The sequence below is a fragment of the Type-D symbiont of Plautia stali genome (assembly GCF_001485335.1).
GTDB lineage: Bacteria > Pseudomonadota > Gammaproteobacteria > Enterobacterales > Enterobacteriaceae > Pantoea > Pantoea vagans_C.
The window spans coordinates 1-10,471 of the sequence record NZ_BBOC01000127.1; the positions used below are offsets into that span (position 1 = coordinate 1).

Consider the following 10,471-nt stretch of genomic DNA (forward strand, 5'->3'; position numbering starts at 1 on the left):
AAGTGGTAAAATTCCAGCAGAATCGGGGTTTTACCATTGCGAAGGAAGAAATGAGATGGCGGTACGTAATGTTTTCACCCAAGAGCAGCTGGATGAGGCTCGCAGGAAGCTGGAAAATTTGCCGGATTTAACGCCACAGCGCATCACACGCGAGGGTGCTCTGGAAAACCTGAAAGACACCATTCTGGTGCTGGCAAAAGAGAAAGGTTACACCGTGGCGGATATCAAGGCAGTGCTGGATTCCATGGAGTTTCGTTTCAGTGAGAAGGCAATTTCTGCTGTAGTGAACGAGGGAAGTGGAAAGAAAAAGCGGTCTCCGCGTAAGGCTGAACCGATGCAGCAGAAAACCCCGCCGCAGGACATCCAGACTGCATCGTGAAAAATTTCCGGCAGGAGTGACAGACCACTGCCGGAAATTTCTTTACCAGTTATGAACAGAAAAACCTTTAAGTAGTTCCGCATCAGCATCGAAGTGGATCATCGAAACCTGACACTGCTCAGTCAGATAAGTGACGACGTCGCAGAAGTCATCGGAAAGACCCTTCCTCCTGAGTTGTGCTGTCGCATCGGTTCTTGCTGAGGTACGGATCAGAAATCCGTATGTCGTCGGATGTATCCAGTTATATCCTCCTTCCTCACCACTGATGTGTCGTGAAAGTGAATCCAGAATCTCGGCATCCTGCCGTGTCATGTGCGCATTGCTGATAACGGCGCAGCGGCAGATTTCGGGTTCCGGTTGCTTACTTAAGGTGTTGTCAGGTGAAATCATTTTGCATACCGCCTGAATGGCGGTCCTCGCTGTACTGAAAATTTTATGTCGAAGCCAGTCAATGGGCAGGCTGACTCTTGCCTGCTCATCGTGAAGGTGTGGTGTGGATTCATGCGCGCAGAACGGTATAGCCCGTATCAAAGTCATATACCGCAAACGGATAGCCATCACGGAGATAAATTTTACGGCCTTCTGGTTCGTCGGTCGGCTCGTCAATGACGGTCAGAGCCTGAAACTCATGCCCCTGTATACCGCCCGGTCCGCTGAATGCGCCGCAGCGGTAGAGGTAATCAGCCAGATCGCCGAACTGCTCCAGAGTGATCGCTTTATCCTCTTCGGGGTCAGTGCTTTCCAGCTGCTTAACCGCATCAGAAATTGCGCGTTCAGTGATGCTGTAGATTTGCGTGTATTCCTCATCAGTCAGCGGTCTGCCAAGGCTGAAGGAAACTGAATCCGCAACCAGATCGGCGTATCCTTCATGTGAGCTGTGCATACTTTCGGTAATATCAGAGACGGTCATTTTCATTTTCGCTATCCCAGTCTGCATGTTCATCGGATTCCTCAGCGAAGTGCATCCCGGCGGTATTAAGCGTGCTGACGAATGAAATGGCACCGTCAACAGGCCAGCAGTGCGCGCACAGATGCATAATGTCTGTCAGAAGATCAGTGATGGCTGTTTCTGCCGGTTCGGTACTGTCACCGATACCTGTCTCATCCGCAAAACGTAACAGTGCCGACGCCGCAAGGCTGATACGGCGGGCGTTATCGTTCTCCTTTTCCACAGCCTCAGCCCGCAGGGACAGCGCCTGTAAATCAAGGATGGTGAACGCATCTTCCGAAGGTGAAGCGATCAGGGTAGCGATGTTTTCAGAATTCATGGTGAAGACCTCTGTGAGGGTATGGCCTACAGGCTATGCATGGACAAAACAACGTCATGAGGCCGGTTGTTTCCCGGCCTTTCTACGTATCAGGCGCAGATTTTACGGTTATAAATCACCTTAAAATCGGTATATTCCGGGCCGTCGCGCAGAGGCTCCAGCCGCACCACGTTTTCCGCTACGCCGTTCATGGTCAGCACGCGTTCGATGCCTGCGTGCCAGCCCTCATCCGCACTCAGCGGAAACCAGAGATTACTGTTCGCGCCGCTCAGTAGCGGGTCGGAGCAGACGTGCACGCCGCGCCCGTGGCGGGTGTTATCGCTGGCCGTCACAATCAGTTCGCCGCGCACCTGACGCGTTACTGACGCGCGGACCAGCTGCGTCACCACGTCCTCCCAGCTCCACTCCGCGTCATCCGGAACCGGCAGCTCGACGCAGCGAAGTGACTTGCACCCCGCGCGCGCCATACTCTGCGCCAGACCTAATACGGAAGGCTCACCGCAGCTCGCGTCTGCGCCGGTGATCCAGTTGCCGTAGTGATAAAACGCTTCGTCGCCGTTATCCAGGCGGATAAAGGTGTATTCGCCCAGCACGCGGATGATGTCGTTATGCGTCACGGGTGCCAGTGTGAAAGGTAAGTTCAGCGGGGTTTCAGTGCTCATGCCTGTTTCTCCAGAGTGGCTTTAACGGTGGTGATGAATTGCTGCCACAGGGCAAAGGGCATGGCGGGAACGTGCGCCATATGACCGCTGTTAAAGCCTTTTACAAACGCCTGCGCCTGTGCGACGATTTGCGGGTCAAAATTCATAACTTCTCCTTAGTGCTGGTTTTGATGAGGCAGCCAGGTGGGACTGGCCGCCGTGAGTTAAGCAGGGGCAACCCTGCTTTTTTACGCCTGTAAGTTATTGCCCTGCTCCAGCTCTGCGGTCAGCCACTGGCTCGCCTTCAGAAATGCTTTCTCCCCCTGAAGCCCGAAGTGGGCCAGCGCGATGCGCCCGGCTTCTTCCCAGACTTGCGACTCATCAGCCGGAAGCATCACCTGATTTTCCGGCACACGCTGTACCACCGCCGCAGCCAGGTTGTTCAGAATTTGGGTCATAAATTCGCGACGCTGGCTGAGCGTCATCGTGACGTCATTCAGATCCGTCAGCGCCGTCAGCTGATCATTAAGTGGCTGACGCACGCCATGGCTGTTAATGTTTCTGCGCAGCCAGTAGCCCGCATCATGCTCAAAGCTGAAGCCCCTCCAGATAAGAACGCCCGATGGCTCGCGTACGACCAGGCGGAAGTGGCTGCCCTGATCGTCTTCAATGAAAACGTTGCTGAAAGCTGCCGCGACGTTTGCTGCCTGTTCGCGCGAAAATGCGCCGTCGCCCAGCGCCGCTACGCAGCGCATTTCGGTGGCGGTGCCCGTCTGGGGTGAAGTCATGATGTGCTCCTGTCTGAAATGAATGATCCGGCTGAGCGCCGCGCGGTGTCCGAAAAGCCCTTCTCTGACGCGGGTTTCTTCTTCCCGGTCTGGCCTTTCGCGGCAATGGGCAAAGGAGCAACGACGAAGAGAGGGCATAAAGGGGCGACGACAAAAAGTTTTTGCGGCCCCTGGCGAAAAGTTTTTGGCGGCGTGCATTTCACCCCTTTCTGCCTGAACCGGCGGTGCTACGACCAGCCCTCCGCGCAAGGGCTGGCCGGAAAGCAGAGGAGCGTCAGAAGGGACGTTTCAGACCGCCCCGCGGGCTGGCCCTGAAGGCCCGGCGTAGTTTGCCGGGACGGTGAAAGCGACGGCGAAGCCGGCAGCAGCCGTTGAACCTGGACATCAGACCGAAACCGCTTGCGGACGAAACCCGCAGGGGTTCGGCGGCGCTTGGCGGCTTGCCGCTTAGCGACGTAGGGCTCGACGACCCGGCTTGCCGGGGAGCCGAAGGTGGCCCACGCTGTTGCTGTTGCTGTTGCTGTTGCTGTTGCTGTTAACAGGATTATATCGACGGCGAGAAGAGACTGCCGGGCAGTAAGCTTTTGAAGCAAATTAAGGGAAACCCATGCAGAACACACGCAGCCGGACGGGGAAGACCGGTGCGCCAGCACCGGCTCTACCCGGCCCGTAGGGTTCGGGGTTCGGTTCCAAGTGGGTGGGATGAGAACATAAAAAAACCGCGCCAGTGAGCGCGGTCTATGCGGATGTAGCTGCGTTAAAGTTGCGCGAGCGTCTGCAGGGTTTCCGGGTTTTGCTGCACCATACGGATTAGCAAGACGGCCTGAGCGTTAGGTTTTGCTCTGCCCTGCTCCCAGTTTTGATAGGTCGTTTCACCCGTGTGAAGGTAGTGCGCAAAAACAGCCTGGGACAGGTTCAGTTTTTCGCGCACGTCGCGCAGCTCCTGCGGCGCAATAGTGACAGGCCCGCGCTTGCTGACCTTGTAAGTCTTGAGCGTGATTTTACCATTCTGGTGATCCTGCAGCTCCTGCATGCCCGTCATCAGCTCACTGAAAATGTCGCGTTCAGTCATGTCTCAGCCCCTTTTTAATCACGTTCAGCGCCCCCGCCAGTGCGTCGCGCTGCTGTTTGGTCAGGTCGTCGCGTTGATCCTTATCGTAGATGGTAAACAGGATGAACTGGCCTTTTTCGTTCGTCCAGTAATAGATAACCCTGATCCCGCCTCTTGTACCTTTATTCCGGCGCTCGTCCCTGAACCGGACTTTACGCAAGCCCCCTGTATCCGGGATTACGTCTCCCTTTTCGGGGTCGGCCAGCAACATGTTCTGAAACATCCTGAACTGGTCGTCATTCAGGTAGTCAGACCGGTATTTTTGAAAGCTGGAAAGCTCAATAAATGTCGCGTGCATGGTTTTTCCCTGTCCCCAACTAAGGGATATTATATCCCCAAGTTGGGGGCAATTCAACGATAACCCCAAATGAAATTCGGTTAATATATTGCCGCCAGCTTATTAGGAATGAGCCAGCGGTTCATCTCCTGCTGGCCAGAATTCATATGGAGTGCACGCAGGTGTATTTCCCCGGCCACCTCGCTGGCGACATCACCCGCATACGGCAGCAGGGTTTCCAGCCCGTTCAGCGACGGAAACCGGCGCGCCCACGCGGCGATCATGTTCTTCAGGTCATTTTCCGGCACGCTGTCACACCAGACGGCGAACCAGCCGCGCAGCGTGTCCGGCGTGCGGAAGGCCAGCTCTGTTTCAGCCTGTCGGATGCGGGTCTCCAGCTGGCGCTCCCGGTAGTCAACCGCCTGCCGTTCCCGCCGGGTAACGTGGTTAACGCTTTTTTCGGCAGCATGTTTCGCACGTTCTGCCCGGCGGAAAACCGCCTCCGGAAACAGAACGTTTGCCAGCTCGCTCGGCAATGGCAGCGGACACACCTCACCCGCCGAACACAGAAACTCATCAAGGGCGCTTTCCCACTCCGGCAGCGGCGCGCGCTTTCCGCGCGGGCGCAGGTAAATACCCCGGATGCGGTTCAGTGCGCGCACGCTGACGCGGCTCCTGCCGCTCAGCTGCTTCATAAACGCGGCGGCATAAGGATGGCGGGCCAGCCGCGTCCCACGCTGCTGCGCGTGCTCAACTGCCGCGATAGCCTGCAGGGCGGCCTGACGTTCCGGCAGCAGGGTGACCAGAGAGTGTGATTTCGGGATCATGCGGCGTGCCCTCCCATCCGAAGCGCGGCGACCAGCTCACCGGCACCGGTGAAGCCCGCCCGCGTGTACTCTGCGATTTTTTCAAGCAGGGTGCGCAGGGTCGCAGGCTCAAAGCGATAGCTGACGTTCAGTGAGACACGCGATCGGGTGCGGAGATCAGTCAGTACCGCGCACCACAGCAGTGAATCAGACGACGGGCTGACCAGCTCGACGACAAGCCCGGCCATATCGGCACGGGTCAGCCGCAGATGAACCGGATGTGCCCCGCCCCACTCGCTGCGCATCTCGCAGTCTGTGCGCCAGCTGTCCGGCAGCTGCATGGCGTTCAGCACGGTCCCGCTCAGGCGCTGGCGAAACGCTTCGCCCCGGTGGCGGTAGGCTTCAAAATCGCAGCCGGTAAAGGTCTGCAGGGTGTTTAGCGTGAATTTTTCTTGCTGGGTCATGATGTTCTGCTCTGTGTCGGGATTCAGTTTCCCGGCCCGTTTAGCGGGCCGGTGCGGTGTCCGGCAGGGTCACCCCTGCCAGCCGGGCCGGGTTTATTCCGGCCTGTATGCCATGAGGCGCACCACACAAGCCCCGGTTCCCGCAAACATGCCCTCCATCGGCGCGGACCAGCTGCAGTCCCAGCCCGGCAGCAGGTTTTTGCGGTCGCTGCCTGCGGGCAGGATGGCCGCCAGGCGTCCGCCGTTTTTCACCAGTTCCGCCGCCGCATTCAGGTGCGCCACGGCGCGGCCTTCGCTGAATGGCGGATTCATCACCACCACGTCAAACCGCTGCGGCATCGTCTGCGCCCACGCCAGAAAATCAGCTTCGATCACGTTGTGGCCTTTGGCCTCCAGCACGCGGCAGTGCAGCGGCGAAATCTCCACGCAGGTCGTCTGCGCCTTCGGCATCAGGTCGGCCAGGCCGCCCATGCCCGCACTCGGCTCCAGGCAGTTTTCACCCTCGCGGATGTCCGCCTCGTCGAGCAGCTGCGCGGCGAGTTCGCCCGTGGTCGGATAAAACTGGTGTGTTTTCTGCTCCGGCAGCGCGCCGGACAGCTGGATATCTTCAAGCGCCGTGGTCGGGTCGTAATCGAATTCAAACCAGGTGAAGGCGTTAATATTCATTTTTACGCCGCCCAGGCTCATCAGCACTTTTTCCGCTTCCGCGCGTGCGGTCTTGTTCTCGTCCGTATAGCCCTTAAAACGGCGGTTAAAGGGGTTTCTCGTGACGGGCGGCTGCGGCTCTTCCCGGCGGTTGCGCTGCAGTGGCTCGGTGCGCTCTGTCTGCAGGTCGCTGAGCAGGCTCAGCACGGAAAACGGCAGCAGATTTGTGCGCAGCTCAAAGGTTTTCGGCTTCGTGCGCGGCTTCTGGCGGTGCTCTGCAGGGATGGCGGCCGGGTGCAGGAAGGCCAGAATGTCATTCAGACGCCAGGCCATATCCGGATGGATTTCCAGATGGATAGTGCCTTTCTGAAAGGCTTTAATGCGCAGCGCGCCGCCGTCGATGGCAACCCATTCACCTGAACGGTCGCGCGCAATTCTCAGAATTTTGTTGGTCGTGTTCAGGCCGGTCGCATCGCGCCCCATAAACTTCGCGATCACCTTGCGCAGGTCGTCCACGTAGCCGGTGCGGTCGTAGTTGCACATGCCCCACTGATCGAACATGCATTCAATGATCATGCGCTTGCTGAAGCCTTCCGGGCGGTTGGTCACGTGGCTGCGCGACAGGCTGCGGAAAATGCCGTCAACGCGCTCTGAGAAAAATTTCTGGCGTGAGAAAAGCAGCTCGGAGAGCGTCGCACGCACGGCGTTTTCCTCAAAATCCGGCGCTTTCATCTCATGGATCTGATTGTTCCACTCGTTGCGGCGGTCATTGGGCATGTACTCGTAAACGTCAGTGAGGCTCAGCGCCTGCTGCCAGAAATCGGCGTTCAGTGACGCCAGCGCACCGGGCAGATCGAACAGCTTAGACACGGGCGGCACGTGGTAGCCCCGGCTGCCGTGGAGGTTGCCTCTCAGAAAGTGCGCCACGGCCTCATGATTTTCCCCGCCGCGAATTGAGACTGACAGGTCATTCAGCTTCGCACGCAGGAAGTTATAACGGCCCAGCAGGCCATCAATCAGATCGGTTTCAACGGGCGCAAAGAAAGTGTCTGAAATCACCTCCCCGGCGGCGGTGATCGGGGCGCGGTCGGTGGTCGCATCAGGGGTGACGTTTACGAGGGTGTTTTGCATGGCATGGCTCCTTAAATCCGGCTGAGTAAATGCAGCTCGTGCTGCGGACCCGAAAAAGACCTTCTCTGACGCGGGTTTCTTCTTCCCGGTCTGGCCTTTCGCGGCAAAGGGCAAAGGAGCAACGACGAAGTGAGGGCATAAAGGGGCGACGACAGAAAGTTTTTGCGGACCCTGGCGAAAAGTTTCTGGCGGCGTGCACTTCACCCCTTTCTGCCTGAACCGGCGGTGCTACGACCAGCCCTCCGCGCAAGGGCGGGCCGGAAGGCAGAGGAGCGTCAGAAGGGACGTTTCAGCCCGCCACGCGGGCTGGCCCTGAAGGCCCGGCGTAGTTTGCCGGGACGGTGAAAGCGACGGCGAAGCCGGCAGTAGCCGTTGAACCTAGACATCAGACCGAAACCGCTTGCGGACGAAACCCGCAGGGGTTCGGCGGCGCTTGGCGGCTTGCCGCTTAGCGACGTAGGGCTCGACGACCCGGCTTGCCGGGGAGCCGAAGGTGGCCCACGCTGTTGCTGTTGCTGTTGCTGTTGCTGTTAAAACGTATTTTTTATGCGGCGGGCAGTCGAAACTGACAGGAAAACCCCAGACGCGGGACCCGATTTGGATATTGTGGCCATACGCATCCGGGCGGAGAGAACCGGTGCGCCAGCACCGGCTTTCCCGACCCGAAGGGCGGCGGTTTTTCCGTTTCGGGCTGGCAGGTAGCGCAATGTAAAACCGCGCCTCTCAGCGCGGGTCGATCAAATCCACGACCATCGACAGTATCTCGTCCATGATGTGTGGGGCCACCTTAGTGCTGTAGGTGGCCTTACGTGCAGCCAGGTCGAGCGAACGCAATTGATAGCACAGCGCAACGCCCGTCACCTTGCCGGATTCGGTGCTGTCTCCGTCTAACCAGACCGTCACGGACTGCGAACGCGCGGCACCACCACCACTCGTTATCGGTACACAGACCGCCGTCCCGAGCGCCGCAACAAGCTCCCTGGGGGAAATAACAAGGTAATAGTGGGGTCCTTTAAACTCCTTTCCTTCAACCGGATCGCCGTTAATATGCCAGATTTCACCTTTCTGCGGGATTCTGCGCGAAACCATCAGATAAACTCCCTTCCCTGTGGTCTCTCATTCGCGCCGTCGCTGATTTCGTCGTTTAACTGGCGGATTTCATCCTGGTCAATGCCTGCCAGTAGCTGTGCCACTGTCTTACGCCCACGGGCAACGCGACCTGAGGGGCGAATACTTACGGCATCCCCTTCAGCGGTAACGTCCAGCAGTGTGCCAACGCTCCAGCCTGCTCTGGCTGCAATGTCGCTTGGGATGGTCAGCACAACCGCTCCGCCCTGTTGCCTCAGTTTTGTTACTGTCATATGCCCTCCAGTGTGTAACTTTGTCACACTTATAATAGCACTAAGTGAAACAAAGTCACACTTTATCGGTCATTTAATCTCCTTTTTTTCGTTCCGACATATCGTGTAGGCATACTCTGCATTGTTATTTCTCACCGGCCGGGCAAAGGATGTTCCGGACCGTCAGTTTGTTCGGCACCAGCCAGCGGTTCATGCTCTTCTGCGCGCTGTCCATGTGCAGCGATCGCAGATGAATTTCCCCGGCGACTTCGCAGGCAACGTCTCCAGCATACGGCTGCAGGGTTTCCAGATCTTTCAGCGACGGAAAGCGCCGCGTCCACGCGGCGATCATGTTCTTCAGGTCGTTTTCCGGCACGCTGCCGGTGTCGCCCCCGTTAACAGGAAATCAGGAAAAATGGGGGGAAGACGAACGATTTTTGGAGAAAAGGGGCTGCGTGCGGTGCACTCTTTACAAGTCGGTAATAACCGCCGTCCAGTTTAATGCGGCTATCAGTGCTTTTTGTCAGGTAAGGCGAAAAAGGTGGCGCTGATTGCCTGCATGCGTAAGCTGCTGACAATCCTGAACGCTATGGTCAAAAGCGAGGCACAATGGGAAGATGATTGCATACCACTCCGACAATTTAGTGACTAATAAAACTCAGTTCCGCTCTGAGACTGATGTCATTAGTGCTTTTTTGATGCCATCATAAAAAAATACTGCAGGTCTGTCAGTGCCCTGCTGTTTATAGATGTTTCTGATACAATCACGGCGTCAAGTTGATTTGGCCACGTTGTGAAGACGTTCATGCCCGTGAAGGAAAAAACGAACCAGATGTCAGCTTAAGCTGCATCGGTCTTTTAACCCGGGCATTCAAAAACATTCTTCGCCTGGCCTGATAAATCAGATCCCTTTGTAAAAAAACATTTTTTTCGTCCTTACACTCTGATTATTCGAATTATATGTAACCGATTACAATGTTCGAATAATGTTTTCCCTCATTAAAGGGAGGCTGTGCATCAGGTACGGAACCCTGCTCATGTTTCATGGGGGATCTTTGCAAGACAGAACTGTCAGTCCTTCTTGTTACTTTCGATGAGTGACTCCAGAAACTTTTGCTGTTTATGATTCAAAATAGCGATTTTACGTTTTCCCGAATGCTTTCACTGCTTTTGTCTGTGGGCGGTGGTGGTTTTCTTTTATCAGGCTGCGCTCCATAAACGAACGCGACGAAAATGCTACTCCATACTAGGCAGCAAAAAATTAACATAATAATCCAAGCAGTTCTGCGACTTACTTTCATCATTTATCCAAGTAATCGTTAAGAAAACGTAAGACAACTCTCATGCGAAGCGGTTCGTGATGTAAGCGATTACAGCAATATATGCGGAATTTACAATGATATGGATAGCTGTAGTGAAATTTCCATCTGAAATAGTTTCAGTCTGTGGGTAAATATCTAAGTACCTTAGTATTGTTGCTAGCGCTCAGGCTGCTATGGCTGTTTACGATGTCCTCCCATTTTCATAATACTGCTTGAGATACATCACGAGAGCGTGGCCTCCCATTTAAAGCTCCACTGGAGTTAATCTCTTCGTTATCTAAGGAGAGTATTAGCACAGT

Annotated in this window: 14 protein-coding genes and 2 pseudogenes; 2 read left to right on the forward strand and 14 right to left on the reverse strand. The window is 56.1% G+C overall.

Going from position 1 to position 10,471, the window contains the following annotated elements:
• On the forward strand, positions 1–379 hold a 379-nt coding region (locus PSSD_RS24300), incomplete at its 5' end, for a P-loop NTPase family protein (protein WP_235589290.1).
• Positions 380–421: 42 nt separating this feature from the next.
• On the opposite strand, the gene PSSD_RS24305 is transcribed toward PSSD_RS24300, so the two are convergent.
• From PSSD_RS24305 to PSSD_RS24375, 14 genes and pseudogenes are all read right to left on the reverse strand, one after another.
• Positions 422–769 carry a DUF5983 family protein gene (locus tag PSSD_RS24305; RefSeq protein WP_058974008.1) on the reverse strand — a complete coding sequence of 116 codons (348 nt, stop codon included), beginning with the start codon at positions 767–769 and terminating at the stop codon, positions 422–424.
• A gap of 109 nt (positions 770–878) precedes the next feature.
• Complete coding sequence (locus tag PSSD_RS24310; protein ID WP_058974009.1) at positions 879–1,295, reverse strand: hypothetical protein; 417 nt, start codon at positions 1,293–1,295, stop codon at positions 879–881.
• Positions 1,276–1,647, reverse strand: a complete 372-nt coding sequence (locus tag PSSD_RS24315) for a hypothetical protein (RefSeq protein WP_058974010.1) — start codon at positions 1,645–1,647, stop codon at positions 1,276–1,278. Before PSSD_RS24315 ends, PSSD_RS24310 begins: the two co-directional genes overlap by 20 nt.
• An 89-nt stretch (positions 1,648–1,736) precedes the next feature.
• Positions 1,737–2,309, reverse strand: coding sequence for a hypothetical protein (locus PSSD_RS24320; RefSeq protein ID WP_058974011.1), 573 nt, complete (start codon positions 2,307–2,309; stop codon positions 1,737–1,739).
• Positions 2,306–2,455, reverse strand: a complete 150-nt coding sequence (locus tag PSSD_RS24325) for a hypothetical protein (RefSeq protein ID WP_058974012.1) — start codon at positions 2,453–2,455, stop codon at positions 2,306–2,308. The genes PSSD_RS24320 and PSSD_RS24325 overlap by 4 nt, the downstream gene beginning before the upstream one ends.
• A 369-nt stretch (positions 2,456–2,824) precedes the next feature.
• A pseudogene (locus PSSD_RS28270) lies at positions 2,825–3,076 on the reverse strand (DUF905 family protein); the annotation flags it as partial.
• 757 nt (positions 3,077–3,833) lie between these two features.
• Positions 3,834–4,148 (reverse strand): helix-turn-helix domain-containing protein, encoded by a 315-nt coding sequence (locus tag PSSD_RS24340; RefSeq protein WP_039335631.1) that lies wholly within the window; start codon positions 4,146–4,148, stop codon positions 3,834–3,836.
• Entirely contained in the window at positions 4,141–4,485 is a 345-nt protein-coding gene (locus tag PSSD_RS24345) for a hypothetical protein (RefSeq protein ID WP_039335633.1), read from the reverse strand. Before PSSD_RS24345 ends, PSSD_RS24340 begins: the two co-directional genes overlap by 8 nt.
• An 80-nt stretch (positions 4,486–4,565) precedes the next feature.
• Positions 4,566–5,291 carry a plasmid SOS inhibition protein A gene (locus PSSD_RS24350; protein WP_058974014.1) on the reverse strand — a complete coding sequence of 242 codons (726 nt, stop codon included), beginning with the start codon at positions 5,289–5,291 and terminating at the stop codon, positions 4,566–4,568.
• Positions 5,288–5,734, reverse strand: a complete 447-nt coding sequence (locus tag PSSD_RS24355; RefSeq protein ID WP_058974015.1) for a conjugation system SOS inhibitor PsiB family protein — start codon at positions 5,732–5,734, stop codon at positions 5,288–5,290. The genes PSSD_RS24350 and PSSD_RS24355 overlap by 4 nt, the downstream gene beginning before the upstream one ends.
• Positions 5,735–5,827: 93 nt before the next feature.
• Positions 5,828–7,510, reverse strand: a complete 1,683-nt coding sequence (locus tag PSSD_RS24360) for a DUF4942 domain-containing protein (protein ID WP_082672362.1) — start codon at positions 7,508–7,510, stop codon at positions 5,828–5,830.
• A 723-nt stretch (positions 7,511–8,233) separates the two neighbouring features.
• Entirely contained in the window at positions 8,234–8,599 is a 366-nt protein-coding gene (locus PSSD_RS24365) for a type II toxin-antitoxin system PemK/MazF family toxin (RefSeq protein ID WP_058974016.1), read from the reverse strand.
• Entirely contained in the window at positions 8,599–8,871 is a 273-nt protein-coding gene (locus tag PSSD_RS24370) for an AbrB/MazE/SpoVT family DNA-binding domain-containing protein (protein ID WP_058974017.1), read from the reverse strand. The genes PSSD_RS24365 and PSSD_RS24370 overlap by 1 nt, the downstream gene beginning before the upstream one ends.
• Positions 8,872–8,995: 124 nt before the next feature.
• On the reverse strand, positions 8,996–9,226 hold the full coding sequence (locus PSSD_RS24375; protein WP_153011501.1) for a plasmid SOS inhibition protein A: 231 nt from the start codon (positions 9,224–9,226) through the stop codon (positions 8,996–8,998).
• Between the two features lie 6 nt (positions 9,227–9,232).
• On the opposite strand from PSSD_RS24375, the pseudogene PSSD_RS28275 reads away from it, so the two are divergent.
• Positions 9,233–9,502, forward strand: a pseudogene (locus PSSD_RS28275) (hypothetical protein); the annotation flags it as partial.
• Positions 9,503–10,471: the final 969 nt, after the last annotated feature.